Annotated in this window: 23 protein-coding genes and 1 tRNA gene; 13 read left to right on the plus strand and 11 right to left on the minus strand. The window is 61.8% G+C overall.

Translation table 11 applies throughout. The annotated features are described in order from the left end of the window. Window positions 1–10 precede the first annotated feature (10 nt). From B7Y64_RS04935 to B7Y64_RS04980, 10 genes are all read right to left on the minus strand, one after another. Window positions 11–619 carry an NADH-quinone oxidoreductase subunit C gene (locus B7Y64_RS04935; RefSeq protein WP_291324020.1) on the minus strand — a complete coding sequence of 203 codons (609 nt, stop codon included), beginning with the start codon at window positions 617–619 and terminating at the stop codon, window positions 11–13. Window positions 620–629: 10 nt separating this feature from the next. Beyond that, the gene (locus tag B7Y64_RS04940) at window positions 630–1,109 is read right to left on the minus strand and encodes an NADH-quinone oxidoreductase subunit B family protein (RefSeq protein WP_007849129.1); all 480 of its coding nucleotides are present in this window, start codon (window positions 1,107–1,109) and stop codon (window positions 630–632) included. Between the two features lie 25 nt (window positions 1,110–1,134). After that, the gene (locus tag B7Y64_RS04945) at window positions 1,135–1,494 is read right to left on the minus strand and encodes an NADH-quinone oxidoreductase subunit A (RefSeq protein WP_114655407.1); all 360 of its coding nucleotides are present in this window, start codon (window positions 1,492–1,494) and stop codon (window positions 1,135–1,137) included. A gap of 73 nt (window positions 1,495–1,567) precedes the next feature. Further along, a tRNA-Leu gene (locus B7Y64_RS04950) sits at window positions 1,568–1,652 on the minus strand. Between the two features lie 113 nt (window positions 1,653–1,765). Next, window positions 1,766–2,152 (minus strand): preprotein translocase subunit SecG, encoded by a 387-nt coding sequence (gene secG / locus B7Y64_RS04955; protein ID WP_291324019.1) that lies wholly within the window; start codon window positions 2,150–2,152, stop codon window positions 1,766–1,768. 41 nt (window positions 2,153–2,193) lie between these two features. Then, a complete protein-coding gene (gene tpiA / locus B7Y64_RS04960; protein ID WP_035240947.1) occupies window positions 2,194–2,937 on the minus strand; it encodes a triose-phosphate isomerase in 744 nt (247 codons plus the stop codon). Continuing rightward, window positions 2,934–3,926 carry an NAD(P)H-quinone oxidoreductase gene (locus tag B7Y64_RS04965; RefSeq protein WP_291324018.1) on the minus strand — a complete coding sequence of 331 codons (993 nt, stop codon included), beginning with the start codon at window positions 3,924–3,926 and terminating at the stop codon, window positions 2,934–2,936. The genes tpiA and B7Y64_RS04965 overlap by 4 nt, the downstream gene beginning before the upstream one ends. A gap of 91 nt (window positions 3,927–4,017) precedes the next feature. After that, window positions 4,018–6,279 (minus strand): polyribonucleotide nucleotidyltransferase, encoded by a 2,262-nt coding sequence (gene pnp, locus B7Y64_RS04970; protein ID WP_291328463.1) that lies wholly within the window; start codon window positions 6,277–6,279, stop codon window positions 4,018–4,020. A 208-nt stretch (window positions 6,280–6,487) separates the two neighbouring features. Then, the gene (gene rpsO / locus B7Y64_RS04975; protein WP_005793232.1) at window positions 6,488–6,754 is read right to left on the minus strand and encodes a 30S ribosomal protein S15; all 267 of its coding nucleotides are present in this window, start codon (window positions 6,752–6,754) and stop codon (window positions 6,488–6,490) included. Between the two features lie 112 nt (window positions 6,755–6,866). Continuing rightward, window positions 6,867–8,024: a pyridoxal phosphate-dependent aminotransferase gene (locus tag B7Y64_RS04980; protein ID WP_291325300.1), complete on the minus strand. Its 1,158-nt coding sequence runs from the start codon at window positions 8,022–8,024 to the stop codon at window positions 6,867–6,869. An 89-nt stretch (window positions 8,025–8,113) separates the two neighbouring features. On the opposite strand from B7Y64_RS04980, the gene B7Y64_RS04985 reads away from it, so the two are divergent. The 10 genes from B7Y64_RS04985 to B7Y64_RS05030 all read left to right on the plus strand — a co-directional run bounded on the left by B7Y64_RS04985 (window position 8,114) and on the right by B7Y64_RS05030 (window position 18,037). After that, window positions 8,114–8,428 carry a hypothetical protein gene (locus tag B7Y64_RS04985; RefSeq protein WP_291325298.1) on the plus strand — a complete coding sequence of 105 codons (315 nt, stop codon included), beginning with the start codon at window positions 8,114–8,116 and terminating at the stop codon, window positions 8,426–8,428. A gap of 101 nt (window positions 8,429–8,529) precedes the next feature. After that, window positions 8,530–9,126: a GspH/FimT family protein gene (locus B7Y64_RS04990; RefSeq protein ID WP_291328465.1), complete on the plus strand. Its 597-nt coding sequence runs from the start codon at window positions 8,530–8,532 to the stop codon at window positions 9,124–9,126. A 5-nt stretch (window positions 9,127–9,131) separates the two neighbouring features. Continuing rightward, entirely contained in the window at window positions 9,132–9,770 is a 639-nt protein-coding gene (gene pilV / locus B7Y64_RS04995; RefSeq protein WP_291328467.1) for a type IV pilus modification protein PilV, read from the plus strand. Window positions 9,771–9,833: 63 nt separating this feature from the next. Continuing rightward, the gene (locus B7Y64_RS05000) at window positions 9,834–10,724 is read left to right on the plus strand and encodes a PilW family protein (RefSeq protein WP_291325292.1); all 891 of its coding nucleotides are present in this window, start codon (window positions 9,834–9,836) and stop codon (window positions 10,722–10,724) included. A 35-nt stretch (window positions 10,725–10,759) separates the two neighbouring features. Then, complete coding sequence (locus B7Y64_RS05005; RefSeq protein ID WP_291325290.1) at window positions 10,760–11,566, plus strand: PilX N-terminal domain-containing pilus assembly protein; 807 nt, start codon at window positions 10,760–10,762, stop codon at window positions 11,564–11,566. A gap of 108 nt (window positions 11,567–11,674) precedes the next feature. After that, window positions 11,675–15,397, plus strand: a complete 3,723-nt coding sequence (locus B7Y64_RS05010; RefSeq protein ID WP_291325288.1) for a PilC/PilY family type IV pilus protein — start codon at window positions 11,675–11,677, stop codon at window positions 15,395–15,397. Window positions 15,398–15,407: 10 nt separating this feature from the next. Next, complete coding sequence (locus B7Y64_RS05015; protein ID WP_291325286.1) at window positions 15,408–15,833, plus strand: type IV pilin protein; 426 nt, start codon at window positions 15,408–15,410, stop codon at window positions 15,831–15,833. Between the two features lie 50 nt (window positions 15,834–15,883). Then, entirely contained in the window at window positions 15,884–16,969 is a 1,086-nt protein-coding gene (ribD, locus tag B7Y64_RS05020; protein WP_291325284.1) for a bifunctional diaminohydroxyphosphoribosylaminopyrimidine deaminase/5-amino-6-(5-phosphoribosylamino)uracil reductase RibD, read from the plus strand. A 153-nt stretch (window positions 16,970–17,122) separates the two neighbouring features. After that, complete coding sequence (locus tag B7Y64_RS05025) at window positions 17,123–17,497, plus strand: hypothetical protein (RefSeq protein WP_291328469.1); 375 nt, start codon at window positions 17,123–17,125, stop codon at window positions 17,495–17,497. Window positions 17,498–17,509: 12 nt separating this feature from the next. After that, window positions 17,510–18,037, plus strand: coding sequence for a hypothetical protein (locus B7Y64_RS05030; protein ID WP_291325279.1), 528 nt, complete (start codon window positions 17,510–17,512; stop codon window positions 18,035–18,037). A gap of 13 nt (window positions 18,038–18,050) precedes the next feature. Here the strand turns inward: B7Y64_RS05030 and selD are convergent, their stop codons facing one another. Further along, a complete protein-coding gene (selD, locus tag B7Y64_RS05035; RefSeq protein WP_291325277.1) occupies window positions 18,051–19,115 on the minus strand; it encodes a selenide, water dikinase SelD in 1,065 nt (354 codons plus the stop codon). A gap of 48 nt (window positions 19,116–19,163) precedes the next feature. Here selD and mnmH point away from each other — a divergent pair, with 48 nt between their 5' ends. The 3 genes from mnmH to B7Y64_RS05050 all read left to right on the plus strand — a co-directional run bounded on the left by mnmH (window position 19,164) and on the right by B7Y64_RS05050 (window position 23,904). Next, window positions 19,164–20,213, plus strand: a complete 1,050-nt coding sequence (mnmH, locus tag B7Y64_RS05040; RefSeq protein WP_291325275.1) for a tRNA 2-selenouridine(34) synthase MnmH — start codon at window positions 19,164–19,166, stop codon at window positions 20,211–20,213. Between the two features lie 258 nt (window positions 20,214–20,471). Next, the gene (locus B7Y64_RS05045) at window positions 20,472–21,674 is read left to right on the plus strand and encodes an ammonium transporter (RefSeq protein ID WP_291325273.1); all 1,203 of its coding nucleotides are present in this window, start codon (window positions 20,472–20,474) and stop codon (window positions 21,672–21,674) included. Between the two features lie 241 nt (window positions 21,675–21,915). Further along, the gene (locus B7Y64_RS05050) at window positions 21,916–23,904 is read left to right on the plus strand and encodes a phospholipase D-like domain-containing protein (RefSeq protein WP_291328471.1); all 1,989 of its coding nucleotides are present in this window, start codon (window positions 21,916–21,918) and stop codon (window positions 23,902–23,904) included. Window positions 23,905–23,909: the final 5 nt, after the last annotated feature.

Raw genomic sequence — 23,909 nt, forward strand, 5'->3', positions numbered from 1 at the left:
GCCCAGCGGCTCAGTGCAGGCCTCCGTACTTGTCTTCGCGAATGATGCGGGGCGTGATTTCTCGCGGCTCGATGGAAACTGGCTCATAAACCACTCGCCGCTGCTCGGCGTCGTAGCGCATCTCCACATGTCCGGACAGCGGGAAATCCTTGCGGAAGGGATGACCAATAAACCCGTAGTCGGTCAGGATGCGGCGCAAATCGTTGTGACCATCGAAAACGATACCAAACAGGTCGAACGCCTCGCGCTCAAACCAGTTGGCCGAATTCCACAACTCGGTGACCGAGGCCACCACCGGAAAATCATCGTCCGGACAAAACACCTTGACGCGCACGCGCTGGTTGAGACTGACAGACAGCAGATGCGACACCACACAATAGCGTGCACCTTCGTTCACGGCATCTGCATAGGCCGAGTAATCCACCCCACAAAGGTCGATCAGCTGCTCAAAACGGCAGCCATCGGCATCGCGCAACACACGCATGGCATCCAGGTAATCAGCAGCGGCAACCACCACGGTCACCTCGTCCAGAGCCACCGTGATCTGCCGCACCTTGGCACCCAGCGCCGCAGCAATGTTGTCTTTGAGTTTTTCAGGCCGAATGGCAACTGCAGTCATCATCAACCCTTCAGACACGAGCAATGGTGTTGGTGCGGCGAATCTTCTGCTGCAACTGGATGATCCCGTAGATCAACGCTTCGGCCGTGGGTGGGCAGCCAGGCACATACACATCGACCGGCACGATACGGTCGCAGCCACGCACCACGGAATAACTGTAGTGGTAGTAACCACCGCCATTGGCGCACGACCCCATCGACAGCACCCACCGGGGCTCCGACATCTGGTCATATACCTTGCGCAGGGCAGGAGCCATCTTGTTGCACAGGGTGCCCGCCACAATCATCAGATCGGACTGGCGCGGGCTGGCGCGAAACACCTCGGCGCCAAAACGACCAATGTCGTAGCGCGCAGCGGCCGCGTGCATCATCTCGACCGCACAGCACGCCAAACCAAAGGTCATGGGCCACAGGGATCCGGTCTTGGCCCAGTTCACCACGGAGTCGTAACTCGTGGTGATGAAGCCTTCCTTCATCACGCCTTCAATCATTGCATCAGTCCTTGTTGCAGCCCGTTCATTCCCAATTCAGGGCGCCTTTTTTCCACTCGTAGGCAAAACCCACGACAAGGATGGTGAGGAAGATCACCACGGCCACAAAGCCGGTCACCCCCACCTCCTGCAGCGAGACAGCCCAGGGGAAAAGAAAGGCGATTTCCAGATCGAACAGAATGAAAAGAATGGCCACGAGGTAATAGCGCACATCGAACTTCATGCGCGCATCTTCGAAGGCTTCAAACCCACATTCGTAAGGGGAATTTTTTGCGGCGTCCGGGCGATTGGGGCCCAGCACATATCCTAGAACCAGCGGCACTATACCTACAGCAATGCCAACCAGGATAAACAAGAGGACGGGGAGGTACTGTTCGAGATTCATCTGGAGGATGTGCTCACCGCTGTGGCCTAGCCTGCAAGAACCCTGGCCGGGTCATACAGGCTGGCCTATGTTTTGGTGCCGTCGGCGAGACTCGAACTCGCACAGCTTTCGCCACTACCCCCTCAAGATAGCGTGTCTACCAATTTCACCACGACGGCTGTTTTTTTATCTGGATGGCATGAGGAACCTTGCGGTTTTGGCTTCCCAGACAATCCGGGATTCTACTCCGGAAAAACCCTTCCCCAGAGCCTGAAACCCAATTTAGTGCAGATTATTTCGTCGGGATCTGGCCGGCACCCGAAGCAGCAGCCGCAGGTGCGGGCACCGCTGCATTAGAACCAGCAACCGCAGGCCCATTTACCGGCGTAGCGGGAGCCACAGCGGCTGGCGTTTCCAGCACGCTGCCCGAACCGGTGGGACGCGCGTTGCCAAAATAGGCCAGCGCTAGCGTTGCCACAAAAAACACCGTTGCCAGCACGCCCGTGGTGCGCGAAAGAAAGTTGGCACTGCCACTGGCGCCAAACAGGCTACCCGAACTGCCACTGCCAAACGCTGCCCCCATGTCTGCGCCCTTCCCATGCTGAACCAGTATCAGGCCAATCATGCCCAGAGCCGTCAGCATCTGCACACCCAAAATCACATTCACAAGCACGTTCATTCTCTGTTTACTCCTAATTTGATAGCTTGAAGCGCACGCCCTTATTGGGCTGCAGCAATAATTTGCAAAAAGTCTTGGGCTTTCAAGGCCGCGCCGCCAACCAAGCCACCGTCGATGTCCGGTTGTGCCAGCAGTTGCGCGGCGTTGGCCGCGTTCATGCTGCCGCCATACAGCAGGCGAATCCGGTCTGCGTGTTCACTGGCTGCTGCCAGCTGGGCACGCAAAACGGCATGCACTTGCTGGGCCTGCTCTGGCGACGCCGTGCGCCCTGTTCCAATCGCCCAGACGGGTTCATAAGCCACCACGATTTCGCTGATGCAGTGGCCATTGAGGTGTATCACCGCCGCCAACTGGCGCTTGACGACCACCTCGGTTTGTCCGGCTTCGCGCTCGGCCAGGGTTTCGCCCACACATACGATGGGCGTGATGCCCTGCGCCAGCGCCCGTTGCGCCTTGACGGCCACCACGGTATCGCTCTCGCCGTGGTACTGGCGCCGCTCCGAGTGCCCCACCAGCACATACCGCACGCCAAACTCCTTGAGCATGGCCGCCGATGTCTCGCCCGTGTAGGCACCCATCTCATGCACCGAGACATCCTGTGCGGCCAGCGCCAGCGCAGACCCCGCCGCGATGCCCGCCACCTGGGCCAGATACGGTGCCGGCACGGCGACCGCCACATCACAGGCGGGTTGCCCCATGCCGGCGACAAGGGCCCGCACCAGTGCCTCGTTGGCAGCCAGGCTGCCATTCATCTTCCAGTTTCCAGCGATGAGTTTCTTTTTCATGATGACCACGTCAAAACAATCTTGCCTGTGTGCTGGTTGGATTCCATCAGCGCATGGGCCTGCGCCGCATCCGCCGCCGCAAAAGTGCGATAGATGACGGGGCGAACCGTGCCCGCCGCAATCAGGGGCCAGACATGCTCGCGCAGCGCGCGCGCAATGGCTCCCTTGAACGCCACGGGGCGTGGACGCAGGGTGGAGCCCGTAATGGTCAGCCGGCGCCGCAGCACCAGGCCCGCATTGAAGGCGCTCTTGACACCGCCCTGCACGGCGATGATGACCAGGCGGCCATCTTCGGCCAGGCACTCCACCTCACGCGCCACATAGTCGCCGGCAACCATGTCGAGCACCACATCCACGCCTTTGCCGGCAGTGATGCGTTTTGCTTCCTCGACAAAATCCTGGGTCTTGTAGTTGATGGCGTGGTGCGCGCCCAGTGCCAGGCAGGCTGCACATTTTTCATCGCTGCCCGCCGTCACGATCACCGTGGCACCCATAGCGCGCGCCAACTGAATGGCGGTAACGCCAATGCCGCTGGTGCCGCCCTGCACCAGCAGGGTTTCGCCTGCCTGCAGGCGACCCCGGTCAAACACATTGCTCCACACCGTGAAGAAGGTTTCGGGCAGAGATGCCGCCTCAATGTCGGAAAGCCCCGCGGGCACTGGAAGGCACTGCTCGACAGGCGCCACGCACCACTCGGCGTAGCCGCCACCAACCACCAGCGCGCAAACGCGGTCGCCCACCTGCAAGCCGGCGCGCAACAGGGCCGCCGCATCGCCGCTTTCGACAACACCCGCCACCTCCAGCCCCGGCAGATCGGTGGCGCCAGGTGGAGGCGCGTAATGCCCCAGGCGTTGCAGCACATCGGGCCGATTGATACCGCTCGCACTGACGCGAATCAGCAACTCGCCCTCCCCCGCCTGGGGCTTGGGGCGCTCGCCCAGGCGCAGCACATCGGCGGCGCCAAAGGCAGTGATTTCTACAGCGCGCATACAGGAATCCTTCGCACGTCAATCTGAATGATTTTGGCCGCTAGCGCTTGATGGATAAGCGCCAGCAGCTCTTATATCAATAGCAGATCAATCAACCGTTCAACTGGCCTGCGCTGCCTTCGGAAGGCACCGCTTGCTGCTGCTGCTGTTGCTGCTGATCGGCGGACTGGCGATCACGACCGCCATCACGGCGCTCGCCACCGCGCTCGCCACCACGGTCACCACGCTCAGCCGGTGCGGGACGATCGCTGCCGCCAGCGGGACGCTCGGCCAGGGCCTTCATGGACAGCTTGACGCGGCCCTTTTCGTCGGTTTCCATGACCTTGACCTTGACGATCTGGCCTTCGGTCAGGTAGTCGCCCACGCGCTCGACACGCTCGTGCGCGATCTGGCTGATGTGCAGCAGGCCGTCCTTGCCGGGCAGCAGGTTGATGAGGGCGCCGAAGTCCAGGATCTTGGTGACCGGGCCTTCGTAGATCTTGCCGATTTCGACTTCGGCCGTGATCTGCTCGATGCGGCGCTTGGCTTCGTCGGCCTTGGCGTTGTCGGTGGCGGCGATGGTGATGGTGCCGTCTTCCTCGATGTTGATCTGGCAACCGGTTTCTTCGGTCAGCGCACGGATCACGGCGCCGCCCTTGCCGATCACGTCACGGATCTTCTCGGGGTTGATCTTCATGGTGTACAGCTTGGGCGCGAAGTTGCTCACTTCGGTCTTGGCTTCGCCCATGGCTTCCTGCATCTTGCCCAGGATGTGAATGCGCGCTTCCTTGGCCTGTGCCAGGGCAACCTGCATGATTTCCTTGGTGATGCCCTGGATCTTGATGTCCATCTGCAGCGCCGTGATACCGGCGGTGGTGCCCGCCACCTTGAAGTCCATGTCGCCCAGGTGATCTTCATCGCCCAGGATGTCGGTCAGCACGGCAAAACGGTTGTCTTCCTTGATCAGGCCCATGGCGATACCGGCCACATGCGCCTTCATGGGCACGCCAGCGTCCATCATCGACAGGCAGCCGCCGCAGACCGAAGCCATCGACGACGAGCCATTGGACTCGGTGATTTCCGACACCACGCGCATGGTGTAGGGGAATTCTTCCTTGGTTGGCAACACCGCCACCAGAGCACGCTTGGCCAGACGGCCGTGGCCGATTTCGCGGCGCTTGGTGCTGCCCATGCGACCCACTTCGCCCGTGGCAAAGGGAGGCATGTTGTAGTGCATCATGAAGCGGTCTTCATATTCGCCGGCCAGCGCATCAATGCGCTGTGCATCGCGCTCGGTGCCCAGCGTGGTCACCACCAGCGCCTGGGTTTCGCCACGCGTGAACAGCGACGAGCCGTGCGCGCGGGGCAGCACGCTGCTGCGGATTTCGATGGGGCGCACGGTGCGCGTGTCGCGGCCATCGATGCGGGGCTCACCGGCCAGGATCTGGCTGCGCACAATGCGTGCCTCGATGTCGAACAGCATGCCTTCGACCTTGACGCTGTCGAATGCAACGCCGTCTTCCTTCAGGTCGGCCATGACCACGGCATAGGCTTCGCGGCAGGCGTGCGTACGGGCCTGCTTGTTGCGGATCTGGTAAGCAGCGCGCAGCTTGCCTTCGGCCAAGGCAGTCACCTTGGCGATGAGCGGCTCATCCTTGGCGGGCGCCTTCCAGTCCCACATGGGCTTGCCGGCTTCACGCACCAGATCATGAATGGCATTGATGGCCACATTGCCTTGCTGGTGACCGAACACCACGGCACCCAGCATGATTTCTTCGGACAGTTGCTGCGCCTCGGATTCGACCATCAGCACGGCCGCTTCGGTGCCAGCCACGACCAGGTCCATCTGCGAGCTCTTGCGCGCCGTCTGGCCGGGGTTGAGCACGTATTCGCCATTGATGTAGCCCACGCGTGCAGCGCCGATCGGGCCATTGAACGGAATGCCCGAGATGGCCAGCGCTGCGCTGGTGGCAATCAGGGCGGCAATGTCGGCATCGACTTCAGGGTTCAGCGACACCGTGTGGATAACCACATGCACGTCGTTGAAGAAACCTTCGGGGAACAGCGGGCGGATCGGGCGGTCGATCAGCCGGCTGGTGAGGGTTTCGTGCTCGCTGGGCTTGGCTTCGCGCTTGAAGAAGCTGCCGGGAATCTTGCCCGCAGCGTAGGTCTTCTCGATGTAATCCACCGTCAGCGGGAAGAAGTCTTGCCCCGCCTTGGCCACCTTGGACGCCACCACCGTAGCCAGCACCACGGTGTCGTCGATGTTCACCAGCACGGCGCCGCCGGCCTGGCGGGCGATTTCGCCCGTTTCCATGATGACGGTCTTGTCACCCCATTGGAAAGTCTTGGTGATTTTGTTGAAAATGCTCATGTTCAGCTCCTGTTTTAATAGCTGGCAGCGCTCTGCCAGATTGGCTTGGAGGGCAATTCAGAACACGATGCCATTCCAGTGAACTTGCCTGCCACCAGTGTGGGATCAAGGCCATTGGAATGACACAGCTTCGCTCTGTTTTGCGGCTCCGAAGTAAAAAACGCCTGAGCTAGCGGACTAACCCAGGCGTTTTGACATGCAAATCAGATTACTTGCGCAGACCCAGCTTGGCGATCAGTGCGGTGTAACGGTCGGCGTCCTTTGCCTTCAGATAGTCCAGCAGCTTGCGACGACGGCTCACCATGCGCAGCAGACCACGGCGACCGTGGTGGTCCTTGGCGTGCGTCTTGAAGTGAGGGGTCAGTTCGTTGATGCGGGCCGTCAGCAGGGCCACTTGCACTTCTGGGCTACCCGTGTCGTTGGCAGCGCGTGCGTTGGCCTTGACAACTTCGGCCTTGATAGAGGATGCGATCATTGATTTTTCCTTGATGGAGACCCGCAGCGAAGCCGCAGGTCAATAGTTTTTACTTGCGCCAGCGGCTGGAACGGCCATAGGCGTGCGTCTTGCACCGTGCAAAACCCGCAAATTATAACCCGAGCCAGTTTTTTAGCCGCCCCACCCCCTGCACCAGGCGCTGCGGGTCTTTGGAGGCAAAGCACCAGCGCAGCCAGCCCTGCGCCTCATCGCCAAAGGCGTTGCCGGGCGCCAGGCCCAGCCCCGCTTCAGCCACCAGGCGTTTGGCGGTGGTCAGCGAATCACCATGCCCCGGCAGGCGAAAGAACGCATACATGCCACCGCGCGCGCTGGCCACCTCCACGCCGGGCAGCGCCTGCAACAGCGGCACCAGGGTGTCGCGGCACTGCTGCAGGTGCGCCACCACGCGTGGCGTGATCTGGTCAGCATGCTGCAAGGCGGCAATGCCCGCCCGCTGTGTGAACACGCTGGTGCACGAGGTATTGAACTCCACCAGCTTGCCCATGTGGTGCGTCATCGATGGCGGCATCACCAGCCAGCCCAGGCGCCAGCCCGTCATCAAAAAGCTTTTGGAAAAGCTGTGCACCACCACAAGTCGGTCCTCAAGCTCGGCAATATCCAGAAAACTGGGGGCGCAACCATTGGCGGTGGGCTCGTAATACAGGCGTTCATACACCTCGTCGGCCAGGATCCAGGTGCCCGTGGCACGGCAATGCGCCAATATGGTTTGTTGCTCCTGCGCGGTTAGCGTCCAGCCCGTGGGGTTGTTGGGCGCATTCACCACCAGCAACCGCGTGGCCGGGGTGATGGCCGCCAGCAACTCGGGCATGTCCAGCGCCCAGGCGCCGCCCGGCTGGGGGCGCAGCGACACGCAGCGCAACGTCGCCCCCATGATCAGGGGCTGCGCCGTCAGGTTGGGCCACACAGGCGTGACGGCAACCACCTCATCGCCCGCATCCACCAGCGCCTGCACCGCCAGCATCAGCGCATTGACGCCGCCCGACGTGATGGCAATGCGGTCAGCGCCCACAGGCCGGTGCAACCGGCTGGTGTAGGCCGCCACTTCGGCGCGCAACTCGGGCAAGCCCAGGTTGTGCGCATAAAACGTTTCGCCGCGCTGCAGCGAGTCGATAGCCGCCTGGCGCACCACATCGGGCGTGCCCTCGTCACTCTCGCCAAACCAGAAGGCCAGCACATCGCTGCGCCCCATGCCAGCGTTGGCGACTTCACGGATACGGGATTCTTCGAGGTTCAGCAGAGCTTGGCGCATGGCAGGATGGGCGTGGAAAATGACAACGCCGCATCGTAAAGGATGCCGACCGCAGACCACCCAACCAACCTGCCAGCCATGGAGCACTCATGCATAGCAACAATTGCGACAAAAGCCTGCACAACCCACGCACCCAAGGCACAGGCGGTACAGGCGCCGCCGCCATCCTGTGTGCCTGCATAGCACTGGGCCTGCTGGCGCCCTCCCCCAGCGCGCAGGCCGCGCCCCAAAAGGGTGCCGCCGAAACAGGGGCCAGCACCCCCACCAAAAAGAAGGGCTCCATCAAAGTGAAGCACCAGCGCAGCCCATCAGAAGAAAGCACCGCCGAGCGCGACCGGCGCCTGTACAGGGAATGCAAAGGGTTGCCGAATGCGGGGGCGTGCCTGGGGTACACGCGGCGCTGAATCGACGCGCAAACTACGTCCAGTTAACCACTGGTCGGGTCGACCCCGCCACTCATCCGCGCACGCTGGTCAACAGGCATCTGCCCACTACCATGGGTTACATGCCTTTCTTTTTGTCTGCTCACTGCGCCACGCACCTGCCGCCACGCACTCGTCCCCATCGGCAAGCGCGTGGTTTTACGCTACTTGAAGTCATGGTGGTAGTAGCCATCATTGCCGTGCTGGCGGCGATAGCGGCACCCAGCTTCACACCCCTGATCGAGCGTTGGCGCGTGCGACAAGCGGTGGAAGGACTGCAATCCACACTGTACTTCGCGCGTTCTGAAGCCATCAAACGTGGGGGCAACATCACCATCCGAAAAGAACCCACAGGCTCCAACGGTTGCGCGCTGGCATCCGGCACCAACAGTTGGGACTGTGGCTGGTTCGTCTTTGTGGACACGAATGGCAATGGCGCACAAGACTCGGGCGAAGAACTTCTACAGCGTTTCGCCACACCACCGAACATAGAAGTCACGCGCACCAGCGGCGGCGCCAACATCAAACTCAACCGCTGGGGCTTGGTCGATGGCACCTGGCTGGGCTTCAGCCTGGTACCGCTGAACAAAAACCTCTCCGACCCTGCCGCCCGCGGCGTCTGCATGAGCTCCGGGGGGCGTATCAGAGTCATTACCGATCTCCCATGCACCTCCGGCTAAAACACATGCAGAACACATCCAACCCAAGCCAGCGCGGCATCACGCTGATCGAATCGCTGGTCGCCATCGTCATCGCCGCACTGGGCATTCTGGGCATTCTGGGCATGCAGATGCGCACGCTGACGGATACCCAAACCTCCGTGCGCCGCGCACAGGCCATCCGCCTCATTGAGGACTTGAGCGAGCGCATGAAGGTCAGCCCCAACGCACTACTGAGCCTCAAAGACTACGAGTCTGGTTACGACACGAAGGGAAGCGCCCTGACTGCATCCGACTGCGCCAGCACAACCTGCACCCCGGCTGAGCAAGCGAAGTACGACCTGAAGCAATGGAAAACAACGGTTGAGCAAACACTTCCGGGTGCTCAGGCGAGCATCTTTCTCGCCCCCGGCGAAACCACTGAGACCAACCGCCGCCAGCTCGGCGTAATCATCGCTTGGCGTGAAAACGAGCGCGCTGGCACCAAAACCGACGATATCGACGCGAGCAAGTTCCGCGCCGCCGACGGCACCTTTACTTCAGGCACCGACACCACCAACGCCTGCCCCGCCGACAAAACCTGCCACCTGCAATACATCCCGGTTGCTGCCCGCTGCGCGCCCTACGACGATGGCAGCGGCACAAAGATGCTCTATTGCTCGTAACGAAGGCCACCCCATGCTCTCAAAAACCATAGCATCTAGCGCTTATCCGGTGGGCTCTACATCATGAAAATCCTTCAAACATCCCTCCGGCAACGCGGCGTAACGCTGATCGAGATGATGGTCGGCCTGTCCATCGGACTGCTGGTCGTCGCGGTAGCCATGGGCGCGCTGATAGTTTCGCGCGGCATCTCTGGCACAGTCAGTGACGCCAGCGGCATCCAGCAACAGGGTGCCTACATCCTGCGAGTCATTGGCCAACAACTGCGCCAAACCGGCTCGCTGTACCTGAACCCCGACCCCGCTGGAGGCACCAGCACCGACGTACTGAGCCCCGTGGCATTTGAAATCAAGGCCGACAAAGTAGGCAGCGGAAACAGCTTCGAGCAGGAAAGCACCCTCGCGGGCGCCAGTGACACCGTAACCACCGGATTCAGGCGCTACCCAGACAACGTTTTCATGGTCGCAGGCACAGAAGCCGCCGCCTCCACCCCTGCCACATTCGGCACTGACTATCTGGCACGCAACTGTGTCGGTGCCCCGGGCAATAGCAGCACCGATCAGCGGGTCGAAAGCATCTTCACTTTTAACAGTGCCAAAAACGAACTGCGATGCGGCGGCAACGGTGCCTCGGCTCAACCAATCGCGCAAAACGTCGCGCAATTCCAGGTTGTCTACATGGTGCAAACCACCGATGCTGCCGGGACCAAGGTGCAATACACCAAAGGAAGCGACATGCCCGCCGCCGCAACCGACCCAGCATGGCGCCAGGTACAGGGCGTGCAAGTTTGCTTGGTGCTCTATGGCAGCGAACCCATCGACATGCCCGCAGGCAGTAGCTACACCGACTGCTCCGGCACCAGTGTGAACATGACCACCCTCACCGGCGATCGCAAGAACCGCATGCACCTACTGTTCCGCAACACCTTCCAGTTGCGCAGCCAGGGGCTGGTCTGATGCACGCGCCCCGAAAACACTGCAAATTTTCCCTCATGCCACACAGTCCGCGCCCCGACGCCCTCCGCCCCGCAGCCCATTGCGGCCACGGGCAACCCTTGCCACCCGTTGCCGTGCGCCAGCGTGGCGTGGCACTGTTCGTCGTCATCGTCTTCGTCATGCTCTCGATGCTGCTGGCACTGTGGGCGTCGCGCACCTCGCTGTTCAACGAAATGGTGGTGGGCAACGACGCGGACTACCAACGCGCCTTCGAGGCAGCCCAGGCGCTGCTGCAAGACGCTGAACTTGATATTCGCGGCGAAATGGCCGATGGCAATTTATGCAGCGCCCCCCCTTGCCGCGCGTACTCGAGCGCGCTGCAGTTTCCGGGTGACACCAACGAGATCAACCCACTGATTACCGTGCTGGAATCCAAGGCCACGCGCTGCCAGGACGGCCTGTGCGCGCGGCGCGTGGGGCGGCAGGACTTTTGGAACTACGCCACAGCAGAGACCACCATCACACCTGCCGCTAACACGGCCTTGGGAGAAGTGCCGCTGTCCGACCTCATGGCCGTGGGTGCCCGCTACGGCCAGTTCACCGGCGCACAACTGGGCAGCACCACAGCGCCCGCCAACCCCATCCTGGCCGACCCTGATGCTGGACGGTACTGGATCGAAATCATGCGCTACAGCGACACAGCCAAAAGCGCCAACCTGATCGTGGATTCCACCACCAGCCAATTGCCGCTGAACCTCGATGTTTACGTTGTCTTCCGCATCACCGCCCTGGCCGTCGGGCGCAAGCCCGGCACCACCGTTGTGCTGCAGGAAACCTATGCCCGCCAACGGACGAAAGATTGAAACACAGCGCTGGGAAACCATGAATTCGATAGCTACCAGCGCACACCACACAATCGTTTCAGGTCATTTTTACTTCTTTTCTTGAATCCACCCCTGAAGGAGCAAGCCATGCCCCGCACCAAGAACCTACCCTTCCAGAAGAACCTGCTGGCCATTGCCATCGCCACTGCGTTGACCCCCGCCTGGGCGCTTGAACTGGTGCAGGAGCCGCCGCTGCCCACGTCCAAATCGGCTTTCGTAGCACCGAACGTGATTATTTCAGTCGATGATTCTGGAAGTATGGGGTTCCGTTTGGATACGGGAAGCACATATAACGCAACGAACAATACCACCCCCAATGCCGACAAAACATGGCCAGTTACCAGTCGGCGCATGAATGTGCTAAAACATTCATTGACACAGGTTTTCAACGACAAAGAACTTATTCCTGATGGAAAAATACGCTTGGGATGGCAGGCCATGTGGAACAACGGCAACACCGTGAGCACCTATGGCGATTTATATTATTGGTATGGCAGCGGCAACAATCCTGGCAAAGGAAATACACCCGGGGCAGACGACATTAAATCAACTAGCACCACAAGAAAAAATTATATTCGTCCCCTTGATTCAAATCATCGAACCAACTTCCTGAATTTTGTCGGTTATCTCTTACCACAAAATAGCACGCCTTCACACAAATTATTCAAGCAAGCCGACGAACATATGCGTGCGGCGTTGAGTAGTACCGGCCCGTGGTCCACAGATCCCGGCGGCACCGGCAGCAAGGCCACTGAATACCTCGGCTGTCGCCGCAACTATCACATCATGTTGACCGATGGCCAATGGAACGGCACTGTATCTGGCGAGCAGCAAGATGGAACCAACTGGGGGGCTTCTGGCAATCGTTTGGAATACAACACCACGTCTGACCAGACAAGAATTTACAAAGATGATGACTCGGACACCTTAGCAGACTGGGCCTTCAAAAGCTGGATGAATCCTTTACAGGATTCAAGCAAACTCACGGATGCGGACAAACTCAAACCCTCGAAGGTTTATGAAGAGGCTCCAGCCACCGAGTTTTTTACCCGGACAAAAGACACATTTAAGTATGTGGAAATTTCCAGACCCAACAGAAGGAGCAAGTGCGAAGCTATAGCCGGAGAGTGGAACAGCAATACTGAACTGTGCAAAATAAAAGGAACAGAAACCAAATCCGTCGATCTCCAAAAATACTGGAATCCCAAATACAACCCTGCCACCTGGCCACATATGGTGACCTACACCATCGGTTTCAGTAAAGAGGCATATCAATGGACTGACACGCCCACACCGCCTACAGCACAAATACCTTTTGGCTATGACAACGGATTTGTTGACCTAGTTACCGGTTGGCAATCTTGGCCAAAAATGAGTTCAAACTCTGATATACGGGGAATGGATTTATGGCACGCTGCCATAAATGGTCGTGGACGGTTTTATGCTGTGGAAAAAGGGGAAGATCTAGAAAATGTCTTCCGCGAAATTATCGGCAAGATCAACGATGAAAGCGCCCCCCTGCCCGACAATATTGCCGGCGGCGGCAGCACCAGCGGTTACAACGTTTCGCAAAGCAACGCCGGTATTTTTGCATCGGTCTACGACCCCAAAAACGGGTGGAGAGGCTCCATCACCGCCACACGCGCTGTTGAGCCCGAAGAATATGCCTGCCCGACAGAGGCAGACCCTGCGGCCAAGTGCATCCGCTTTCCTGACACCACCGCCGGATGGCAAGGCAAGTCAACTGCGGACCGGCTCGACGAAGCCTGGCCTACGGATGGTTCAGTAGACACCCGGCTGGTTCTAAGCTGGGGCGACGGTTCGGGCCAAGGCATCCCATTCACATGGACCACCAGCGCAGCCATTGGTTACAGCACGGCGCAAAAGCTGGCGCTGCTCGGCGTCACATCGGGCGACACGACGCTAGACCCCCTGAAGACCCAGGGCATCAACATCGTCAACTACATCCGGGGCGATCGCAGGCTGGAAGGCACCACGACAGACAAGCCACTGCGCGTGCGCTACAGCCGGCAGGGAGACGTGGTCAACTCCGAAATCTGGTACACCGGGCGCCCAATTAGCAACTATGCGATGGGCTATTCGAGCTTTGTGACGGCCCAGAAAGATCGCACGCCCATTCTGTACGTGGGCGGCAACGACGGCATGCTGCACGGGTTCTCTGCCACAGATGGCAAGGAGCTGATCGCGTATGTGCCGCGCGGCGTGGTAAGCGGGCTAAAAGACCTGACCGATAAGGACTACCAGCACCGCTACTACGTCGATGGCTCGCCCATGACTGGCGACATCAAAGATGGCACCACCTGGAAGACCCTGCTGGTGGGCGCGCTGGGTGCCGGTGGCAAGGGCTACTTTGTGCTGAACGTCACCAACCCCGCCGGATTTGGCACAGCCACTGCGGCTGATCTGGTGGTGCTGGACCGCACTCGCGCCAAGGGCGAGGCCGACCCCAACTGCAGCGCGCTCACGGGCACGGCAAAAACCGCCTGTGACGCGACCGTGGCCGAAATCAAGGACATCGGCAACATCACGGCCCAGCCCGGGCGCAACCCTGCCAACAAGCAAGAAGCCACGCAAATCACGCGCATGAACAATGGCCGCTGGGCCGTGGTTATGGGCAATGGCTATAACAGCGACAACCAGCGCCCGGTGTTGCTGGTGCAGTACCTTGATGGCGACAAGGCGCTTAAGCGCATTCAGGCCGTCCCTGCGACAGTCGCCACGGGCACCGGCAACGCCAATGACAACGGGCTGGCATCGCCCGCGCTGGTGGACCTTGATGGCGATGGCAAGACCGATGTGGCCTATGCAGGTGACAACCTGGGCAACCTTTGGAAGTTCGACCTCACCAGCGTCACCGACAGCGACTGGAAGGTGGCCTTCGGCGACAACAAGCCGCTGTTCACCACGCGCGGCCCCGCTACGCTGACCAGCACCACGCGCGACAAGGTGCAGCCCATCACGGCCCCACCCATCGTGCGTCCCAACGACCGCAGCATGACCGTGGGTACGGGCGCCAGTGCAAAGACAATCCCCCTGGGCGGCATGATGGTTGCCTTCGGCACGGGCCGCAACCTCACTGCAAACGACCGCCGCACCGACATCACGCAGCCGGTGCAAACGCTGTATTCGGTGCTGGACAACACGCGCTATCGCATGAAGACGGACAAATCCTCGCTGGAAGTCCACCCCGGCGGTGGCACCTGCCCCAGCGGCGCCGACTGCGTGCCTGCCCCCACGCAGGTGGGCACCATCGCCAACAACGGCGAGCCCCTGGCCAAGCAAACCGTGACGACCGTGTCTGGCGACGACGCCACCGTGAACGCCACGCAAGAGCTGAAGACGGCCACCTGGAACAAGTACAAGGGCTGGTATGTGGATTTGCCGTTTGCTGGTGAGCGACTGCTCAAACCCATGCAGTTCTATGATGGCAGCAACATTCTTGCGGTCTATAGCGAATCGCCCTCGGGCACCAAAAACAGTGAGAGCGACAACATCAACGAGAGTTGCGTGCCGGTGAAAGTGGACACCAGCGCGGGCAGCCAGTTCCGAACGTTTGTCAACATCATGGATGGCAAGCGCCCCACGGTCCAGCTGGTGGACACCGACAACAACGGCATCTACAACTCCGCTGACAACAATGTCAACCGAGTGGCGGTGAAGACCGGCACACCGGTCCTGATCACCAAACGCGACCGCATTCAGGACCTCACTGGCGGCGGGGGTGCCCGGGACACCCTGAACCGCATGCCTGAGCAATCCATGCGCCCCAGCTGGCGCCAACTGAAGTGAGAAAAGCAACATGATTCGACATCCGCAGAAAGCGCAACGTGGCTTCACCCTCATCGAGCTCATGATCGTGGTGGCCATCGTCGGGATTCTCTCGGCGGTCGCCTACCCCAGCTATACCGAATACGTCCGGCGCGGGCACCGGGCGGATGCGCGCGCCGGGCTGTTGCAGGCGCAGCAGTGGCTGGAGCGTGCCGCCACGGCCACAGGCGTTTACCCCACGGCTTTACCCGCCACTTTGACCTGGGCCAATGACTCCGCCAAGCGCTACACCATATCTATTGGCGGAGCGACCACGTCCGCCTTTACGCTGACGGCCACCCCCAAAGGAGCCCAGGTTGGCGACAAGTGCGGCAATTTCACCGTTACCAATACTGGCGTGCGCGGTGCCAAGGGCGCCACCACAGGCGATATCGTCACCGACTGCTGGAACAAATAGCCCGCTGCGCTACCATCCGCAGCGCAATGACAACACCTGCGCTCACCTTCATGAACCAAGCGCTTGGGCTCGCCGCCCAGGCGCTTTTTCTTTCCAACCCCAATCCGCGCGTCGGCTGCGTGCTGGTGGCGCCCGATGGCCGGGTGATCGGGCGCGGCTTTACCCAGCAGGCCGGCGGGCCGCACGCCGAGGTGATGGCGCTGCGCGATGCAGCAACTGCCGGGCAGGACGTGCGCGGTGCCACGGCCTACGTCACGCTGGAGCCCTGCGCGCACCAGGGGCGCACGGGGCCGTGCTGCGATGCGCTGATTGCCGCCGGCATAGGCCGCGTGGTGGCCTCCATTGCCGACCCCAACCCGCTGGTGGGCGGCCAGGGCTTTGCGCGGCTGCGGGCGGCGGGCGTGGCGGTAGAGGTGGGCCCGGGCGCGGCCGAATCACGCGAGCTCAATATCGGCTTTTTCAGCCGCATGGTGCGCGGCACGCCGTGGGTGCGCCTCAAGGCTGCGGCGTCGCTGGATGGCACCACTGCCTTGGCCAATGGCGCCAGCCAGTGGATCACATCGCCCGCTGCGCGCGCCGATGGCCACGCCTGGCGTGCGCGCGCCTGCGCGGTGCTGACCGGCATTGGCACGGTGCTGGACGACGACCCGCGCCTGGATGTGCGCGAGGTGCCCACCCCGCGCCAGCCGCATGTGGTGGTGGTCGATAGCCAGTTGCAAACGCCGCTGGATGCTCGCCTTTTCATAGCTTGTCGCGCTTGCTACATATACGCTGCAGCCCAAAATGATGCCAAAAAGGCCGCACTGGAAGCGCGTGGCGCCACCGTGATCTATCTGCCCAATGCACAGGGCAAAGTGAGCCTGCCCGCCATGCTGCGCGACCTGGCCCAGCGCGGCGTGAACGAGCTGCACGTGGAGGCTGGCAACAAGCTCAATGGCTCGTTCGTGCGCGAGGGGCTGGTGGATGAACTGCTGGTGTATCTGGCACCCACTTTATTGGGGCCGGGCCTTGGCATGGCCAACGTGGGGCCATTCGACGCATTGGGTCAGGGCTTGGCGATGGACTTCACTACGGTGGAGCGTGTGGGGCCAGACATTCGCATCGTGGCCCGGGTGCGCGGGCGCGATATTTTTTGACAATGGCGGCAATGGGGCGGTGACCATTTGGGTGTCTCGGACCCAAGTTTGTACAGACAACGTCATAACTCCATGCTCACCAAAAATACGCTCTCTATACGGCAATGGCTTCGCTTTAGCGCCAACACTTGATTGTGTAATACACTTATTTATGTGTTGAACATCATCAAAGGATCAAACATGGCCGCGAATGTCAATTTCACTGGTTCCGTGGATCGCGACCTACTCAAGCGAGCCAAGGTGATTGCGGCCAAGGCGGATACGTCGATCAATGCGCTGTTCAATGCCGAGCTACGCTACCTGGTCGAAACTTTTGAGGCAGCCGAAATCAGCGGCAATCAAAACTTCAGAGCCCTGCTGGATTTTTCGCTGGGGCGCATTGGCGACGGTGAAACGCTTGCAGCCTTAGGGATAGACAGCCAGGAAGACCTTTTCTTGCTGATGGCGCAGGCCCATTTGCCCATGCCGCGCATTGCAGATGCTGAAACACAACATATGGTGGGCAGCCTGCACGCACTGGCGCCTTGATCGGCAGGCCGAATGACGACGCACGCTGACATTGTTTTGCTGCCCGACGCGGGGCCGTTGATTACCCTGGCCTATGCCGACGCGCTGGATGTGCTTTTCAGGCCGGGCTGGGAGGTTGCGCTGGTGGATATGGTGCTGTTGGAGGTGACGCGCAACCAGACCCCTACCAGCGATAAGCTGGCGCAATGGGCACAAACCAACCATGTGCCCGTTCTCACCACCAGGATTCATGAACGCTACCAACAAAGCCTGTATAGCGGCTCTGCCCCACCCCGAAAATCGAATCTGGGGGAACTGGCAATTCAGGAATCGATGAATCACTTTGCAGTAGAGCAGCCACCGAAAACCGGTGTTTTCTTGTTTGAAGACCACAAAATAGCGCGTGCCAGCTTTGTCGTTCCAGACAATTGCCGCAAGGTCAGCACCCGGGCTTTCTTGTTGTTTCTGGAACAAAAGGGGTGGCTGGCGTCTGCCGCAGAAATCGAGCGCAAAGCGGTTCACGCCGGGCGTGCGTTTTCAAATTTGCGCTTCCCCCCGTAATAGTCCGCCCCACTCACCCGCAAACCAGCTGACTGCCCTGCCCTTGGGCCCGCGCTTGCATGCCGCCAATGGCAGCAGCTGCGGCAAAGCCGGCGTGCTGAAACGTGTTGAGCACCTGCTGCAGCGCGTCGGGGCTGCAGCTCACCAGCAGGCCACCGCTGGTTTGGGGGTCGGTCAGCAGGTGGCGCTGCCATTCGGGCGCACCGGGGGCCCAGGCCACATCGGCGCCGTAGGCGGCCCAGTTGCGGGCCGATGCACCGGTCACCACGCCATCCAACGCAAACTTCGCAGCGGCCTCAATGAAAGGCACCTGGGCCACATTGACCCGGGTCGACAGCCCCGAGCCCCGGCACACCTCCAACAAATGGCCGGCCAGGCCGAAGCCGGTGACGTCGGTCATGGCGTGCACCCCGTCCAGCGCGCCCAGCGCAATGCCCACGCGGTTGAGTTGCGTGGTGTAGCGCAGCATGTCGGCATAGCCAGCAGCGTCCAGAATGCCCTTTTTGAGCGCTGCCGAAAGAATGCCCACGCCCAGCGGCTTGCCCAGCACCAGCACATCGCCTGCCTGCGCGTCGGCGTTGCGGCGCACGCGCTGGGGGTGCACCAGGCCCAGGCCCACCAGGCCGTAGATGGGTTCGAGCACGTCGATCGAATGCCCGCCCGCAATGGGGATGCCGGCTTCGCGGCACACGGCGGCGCCGCCTTCGAGCACGCGGCCTATCACTTCGGGCGGCAGCTGGGCAATGGGCATGCCCACCAGCGCCAGCGCCATGATGGGCGTGCCGCCCATGGCATAAATGTCTGACAGTGCATTGGTGGCGGCAATGCGGCCAAAGTCGTACGGGTCGTCGACGATGGGGGTGAAAAAATCGGTGGTGGCCACCAGCGCCTGGCTGTCGTTGAGGCGGTAAACCGCCGCGTCGTCGCTGGTTTCTGTGCCCACCAGCAGCTCGGGCGGCACGATGCCCTGCGGTGCGCGTGCCAAAATCTCTTGCAGCAGGCCCGGCGCTATCTTGCAACCGCAACCGCCGCCGTGCGAGAACTGGGTAAGACGAATGGGTTTTGAATCAACAGTCATGGTGCGCGCCATTGTGCCAGCCGCCTGCGGCGCGGCGCGGGGCGAGCCATGAGCCACCGCAGCCCCGTGCGCGTGGCAGACCGCCACGCGTTTCACACCCTCATTGATGCGCGGTCGCCCGCCGAATACGCGCTGGACCACCTTCCCGGCGCCATCAACTGCCCCGTGCTGGATGACGACGAGCGCCGCATTGTTGGCACCATCTACAAGCAGCAGGGCGCCTTTGAGGCGCGGCGCGTGGGTGGCGCCATGGTGGCCGCCAACCTGGCGCGGCATTTGCGCACGCAGTTTGCCGACCAGCCCGCCAGCTGGAAACCGCTGATCTACTGCTGGCGCGGCGGCATGCGCAGCGGCTCGATGGTGACCTGGCTGCGCCTGGTGGGCTGGGATGCCCAGCAACTGGCCGGTGGCTACAAGTCGTGGCGCCGCCACGTCATCGACCGGCTGGCCGAGCTGGCACCGCAACTGCCCCTGCGCGTGATTTGCGGCCCCACCGGCAGCGCCAAAACGCGCGTGCTGCAAGCCCTGGCCGCGCGCGGCGCGCAGGTGCTTGACCTAGAGGCCTGCGCGCGCCACCGCGGCTCGGTGCTGGGCGCCTGGCCGGGGGTGGACCAGCCTTCGCAAACCGCCTTTGAAACCGCCCTGCTGCATGCGCTGGAGCCCCTGGATTTGCAGCGCACCATCTATGTCGAGGCCGAGAGCAGCAAGATCGGCCGCCTGGCGGTGCCCCAGCCCCTGGTGCAGCGCCTGCGCGCCAGCCCCTGCATCGAGATTGCAGCCAGTGTGCCAGCGCGGCTGGATTTTTTGCTGCGCGACTATGCCAACCTGGGCGACGACCCCGACCTGCTGGCCCAGCAACTGGGCGTGCTCAAAGAGTTGCACGGCAAGCAGGTGATTGCACGCTGGCAAGACTGGGCACAGGCAGGTGCGTTGCCCCCCCTGTTCGCCGAGCTGGTGGCACTGCACTACGACCCGCTGTATGCCCGATCGCAAAGCACGCACCTGCACCAGTGGGCTGCACGGCACAGCCTGGCCAGCGACGATCTTTCTGCAGCCGGCATTGATACCCTGGCCGCCCAGGTGCTGGCGCTGGGCTGAGGGCCCCCTCTGCACCGGACAGGGCTTCGTGCATCGATAGCTATCAAAACAATAGCTGCTTGCGCTTACTGCATAAGCGCTAGAGGCATATTTGACCCAATTTTCTCGGATTCACACGACAACGGTGCCTGATATTGGTGCGCGCTGGCCACGCACCAGTATGGTTTTCATGGTCCAAATTTTGCTTAATTTTGGTGCAAATCTGGCGCCGACGTCTTGAGCGCACCAGAACCGATCAATTCTGAGCACGAGGAAGTTATGAATGCACTCCCACAGGGCAGCGATGCCCTGTTTATTTTGCTGGGCGCCATCATGGTGTTGGCCATGCACGCGGGGTTTGCGTTTTTGGAGCTGGGCACCGTGCGCAAAAAGAACCAGGTGAATGCGCTGGTCAAAATTTTGGTGGATTTTTCGGTTTCCACGGTGGTGTATTTTGTGGTGGGCTACAGCGTGGCGTATGGCACCCATTTCTTTGTGGGTGCAGAAACCTTGGCCCAGCAAAACGGCTATGCGCTCGTGAAGTTCTTCTTTCTGCTTACCTTCGCTGCGGCCATTCCGGCCATTGTGTCGGGCGGCATTGCCGAGCGTGCCAAATTCTGGCCCCAACTGCTGGCAACGGCTGCCATCGTGGGCTTTGTCTATCCATTTTTTGAAGGCATCGCCTGGAACGGGCACTTTGGCATCCAGGCTGCCATTACCGCCCTGACAGGGGCCGCTTTTCACGACTTTGCCGGTTCTGTGGTGGTGCACGCCATGGGGGGCTGGATTGCCCTGCCTGCGGTGCTGCTGCTGGGGTCGCGCTCCAACCGCTACCGCAAGGACGGCGCCATCTCGGCACACCCTCCATCCAACATCCCGTTTCTGGCGCTGGGGGCGTGGGTGCTGGTGGTGGGCTGGTTTGGTTTCAATGTGATGAGCGCGCAGACGGTCGACAAGCTCTCGGGGCTGGTGGCGGTCAACTCGCTGATGGCCATGGTGGGGGGCACGCTGGCTGCGCTGGTGCTGGGCAAAAACGACCCCGGCTTTGTGCACAACGGCCCGCTGGCCGGGCTGGTGGCGGTGTGTGCGGGCTCGGACCTGATGCACCCGCTGGGCGCGCTGGTGGTGGGCGCGGTGGCGGGCAGCATCTTTGTGGTGATGTTCACCCTGACCCAGAACCGCTGGAAGATCGACGACGTGCTGGGCGTGTGGCCCCTGCACGGGCTGTGCGGCACCTGGGGCGGCATCGCAGCGGGCATTTTTGGCAGCAAGGCGCTGGGTGGGCTGGGCGGCGTGAGCCTGTGGGCCCAACTGATGGGCACGGCCATGGGCGTGCTGTGGGCGCTGTTGGGGGGCGCGCTGGTGTATGGCGTGCTCAAGGCCACGGTGGGCCTGCGCCTGTCGCAGGAAGAAGAGTTTGATGGTGCCGACCTGTCGATCCACAAGATCAGCGCAACGCCCGACCGCGAAGTGAGCTGGTAAGAACCTGTTCTGGGATCGTCGAATTGCCCTGCCTGGGCGGTTGTTGATTTTTTCACACGGCAAGAGGCCAGTTCCTCGGCACGGCGTGCCGTCTGACACCCGCCCGGCGTGCGGCCCGCTACGCTGTGGCGCATGATGTGCACAGCGAGCCCACACAGTGGGCCGGCACGCCATCGCGCTGGCAAAGTCCTCGACCACCCAAATCACCACAGCCGCCCAAAAGCCTCCGATGAGCCCGCCCATGACCCCAGCCCTTGTTTCCGCCCCCCGTAGCGTGCTGCCACTGCGGCATCTGCCAGTGCTGTGGGCAGCCCTGCTGGTTGCCGTGCTGGGTGGCTGTGCCGAGTTGCCCAAGAATGTGCCGCGCCCCGTTTCAACGGCGCTGGAAACCACCGCAGGCACCGCGCTGGCCACCCAGGTGCAAGAGCGCCGCGCGGCGGCGAGTGGGCGCTTTGAATCCGGCTTTTTGCTGCTCTCCGGCCCCCAGGCGGCCTATGGCAGCCGCCTGGCACTGGTCGAGGCGGCCCAAAAAACGCTGGACCTGCAGTACTACGCCATTCACGCCGATGCCAGCACCGAGCGTCTGCTGCGCAGCGTGGTGGCCGCAGCCCGGCGCGGCGTGCGCGTGCGCGTGCTGCTGGACGACTTCAACACCTCCGGCGCGGACGCGCAGGTGATGCGCCTGGCCTTTGAGCCCAACATCGAAATGCGCATGTTCAACCCGGTGGCCGGTTCCCGTGACTCGTCTTTGTGGCGCATGGTCAGTGCCCTGAGCGATTTTTCGCGGGTGCAGCAGCGCATGCACAACAAGCTGTTCATTGCCGACAACGCCATGGGCATCGCCGGCGGGCGCAACCTGGGCGATGCCTATTTCGGCCACGACACTTCGGGCAACTTTGTGGACCTGGACGTGCTGGCGGCTGGCCCCATCGTCAAAGATCTGTCGCGCAGCTTTGACAGCTACTGGAACAACGAGCGCGCCTACCCGGTGCAGTCGCTCATCACGCGCAAAGAGCTCGATGCCCTGCGCGCTTCTGCTGCATCGGTCGAAGAGGTGGACGAGACGCCCACCGAATCTTCCAGCCCCCCCGAGGCCGCCCCCAGCCCTGTGACAACGGCATCAGCATCAGCAGCGGCAACGGCATCGCCCCCGAACGCCACGACCGCCCTGGAGGCCCTGGAGGCCCAGCGCAGCCGCGTGTGGGACCGCAAGCCACTCAATCTGGCCGCCGCACGCTTTGTGTGGGCACCGGCCGTGGTGCTGGTGGACAAGCCCGCCAAGATTCCGGCAGATTCCGCCGCCACCACGGAGCCGCTGGCACCACAGCCCGGAACACCGTCGCCGCGTGATGCGGTGACGGCAGTGGCTGGGCAGCGCAACGCCCTGGCCCCCGCGGCCCCCGTGCACCCCGTACATGTGGCATCGGTCACGCCGGCACCCAAAACGCCCACGGCATCAATCACCGCGTCCCCCGTGGGCACCTCCACGGCCCCTACGTCAGGCACGCCTCAGGCGCCATCGGCGGCCGAGCTTGAATACCTGGAAAGCCAGGAAGACACCGTGGTGGATGGCCTGTTGCAGCTGATGGACCAGGCCCGGCGCGATTTGCTCATTGTTTCGCCCTATTTCGTTCCCGGCCCCGAGATCACGGCCGCCTTTGCCGCCGCGCGTGCCCGGAACGTGCGGGTGCGGGTGCTGACCAATTCGCTGGCATCGAATGACGCACCCATTGCCCATGTAGGCTACGCACGCCACCGCAAGACGCTGCTGGCGATGGGCGTCGAACTGTACGAAATGCACAGCGAGGCCACCGGCGTGCGCAAGGCGTTGAGCGCCACGGGCAGTGGCAGCAGTGGCGGCAGTGACGGCATCGGTGCCACGGGGTCCACGGGCTCTTCGCGCGCGATGCTCCACTCCAAGCTGGTGATCATGGACCACCGGCTGCTGGCCGTTGGCTCGATGAACCTGGACATGCGTTCGCAAAAACAAAACACCGAGATCGCGCTGCTGATCCGCAGCATGGATCTGTCCCGCAGGGCCGGTGCCAGCATCGAACTGGCGCTGCGCGATGCCGCCTGGCATGTGGAACTGGACGCCCGTGGCGGCCTTGTCTGGCGGGCGCCGCAGGGCAGCAACCTGCAGGACGCCACCAGCGAGCCCGGCGCAAGCGTGCCGCTGCAGTTGCTGTTGCTGCTGCTGGGGCCGCTGGCGCCCGATCATCTGCTGTAGAGCCT

Origin of the sequence: Acidovorax sp. 35-64-16 (genome assembly GCF_002281195.1) — a bacterium.
Taxonomy (GTDB): domain Bacteria; phylum Pseudomonadota; class Gammaproteobacteria; order Burkholderiales; family Burkholderiaceae_C; genus Acidovorax; species Acidovorax defluvii.

Bases quoted from the DNA above. Each gene is read 5' to 3' on its own strand.
- B7Y64_RS04935 (WP_291324020.1), bottom strand. From the start codon at position 619: ATGACTGCAGTTGCCATTCGGCCTGAAAAACTCAAAGACAACATTGCT.
- B7Y64_RS04940 (WP_007849129.1), bottom strand. From the start codon at position 1,109: ATGATTGAAGGCGTGATGAAGGAAGGCTTCATCACCACGAGTTACGAC.
- B7Y64_RS04945 (WP_114655407.1), bottom strand. From the start codon at position 1,494: ATGAATCTCGAACAGTACCTCCCCGTCCTCTTGTTTATCCTGGTTGGC.
- secG (WP_291324019.1), bottom strand. From the start codon at position 2,152: ATGAACGTGCTTGTGAATGTGATTTTGGGTGTGCAGATGCTGACGGCT.
- tpiA (WP_035240947.1), bottom strand. From the start codon at position 2,937: ATGAAAAAGAAACTCATCGCTGGAAACTGGAAGATGAATGGCAGCCTG.
- B7Y64_RS04965 (WP_291324018.1), bottom strand. From the start codon at position 3,926: ATGCGCGCTGTAGAAATCACTGCCTTTGGCGCCGCCGATGTGCTGCGC.
- pnp (WP_291328463.1), bottom strand. From the start codon at position 6,279: ATGAGCATTTTCAACAAAATCACCAAGACTTTCCAATGGGGTGACAAG.
- rpsO (WP_005793232.1), bottom strand. From the start codon at position 6,754: ATGATCGCATCCTCTATCAAGGCCGAAGTTGTCAAGGCCAACGCACGC.
- B7Y64_RS04980 (WP_291325300.1), bottom strand. From the start codon at position 8,024: ATGCGCCAAGCTCTGCTGAACCTCGAAGAATCCCGTATCCGTGAAGTC.
- B7Y64_RS04985 (WP_291325298.1), top strand. From the start codon at position 8,114: ATGCATAGCAACAATTGCGACAAAAGCCTGCACAACCCACGCACCCAA.
- B7Y64_RS04990 (WP_291328465.1), top strand. From the start codon at position 8,530: ATGCCTTTCTTTTTGTCTGCTCACTGCGCCACGCACCTGCCGCCACGC.
- pilV (WP_291328467.1), top strand. From the start codon at position 9,132: ATGCAGAACACATCCAACCCAAGCCAGCGCGGCATCACGCTGATCGAA.
- B7Y64_RS05000 (WP_291325292.1), top strand. From the start codon at position 9,834: ATGAAAATCCTTCAAACATCCCTCCGGCAACGCGGCGTAACGCTGATC.
- B7Y64_RS05005 (WP_291325290.1), top strand. From the start codon at position 10,760: ATGCCACACAGTCCGCGCCCCGACGCCCTCCGCCCCGCAGCCCATTGC.
- B7Y64_RS05010 (WP_291325288.1), top strand. From the start codon at position 11,675: ATGCCCCGCACCAAGAACCTACCCTTCCAGAAGAACCTGCTGGCCATT.
- B7Y64_RS05015 (WP_291325286.1), top strand. From the start codon at position 15,408: ATGATTCGACATCCGCAGAAAGCGCAACGTGGCTTCACCCTCATCGAG.
- ribD (WP_291325284.1), top strand. From the start codon at position 15,884: ATGAACCAAGCGCTTGGGCTCGCCGCCCAGGCGCTTTTTCTTTCCAAC.
- B7Y64_RS05030 (WP_291325279.1), top strand. From the start codon at position 17,510: ATGACGACGCACGCTGACATTGTTTTGCTGCCCGACGCGGGGCCGTTG.
- selD (WP_291325277.1), bottom strand. From the start codon at position 19,115: ATGACTGTTGATTCAAAACCCATTCGTCTTACCCAGTTCTCGCACGGC.
- mnmH (WP_291325275.1), top strand. From the start codon at position 19,164: ATGAGCCACCGCAGCCCCGTGCGCGTGGCAGACCGCCACGCGTTTCAC.
- B7Y64_RS05045 (WP_291325273.1), top strand. From the start codon at position 20,472: ATGAATGCACTCCCACAGGGCAGCGATGCCCTGTTTATTTTGCTGGGC.
- B7Y64_RS05050 (WP_291328471.1), top strand. From the start codon at position 21,916: ATGACCCCAGCCCTTGTTTCCGCCCCCCGTAGCGTGCTGCCACTGCGG.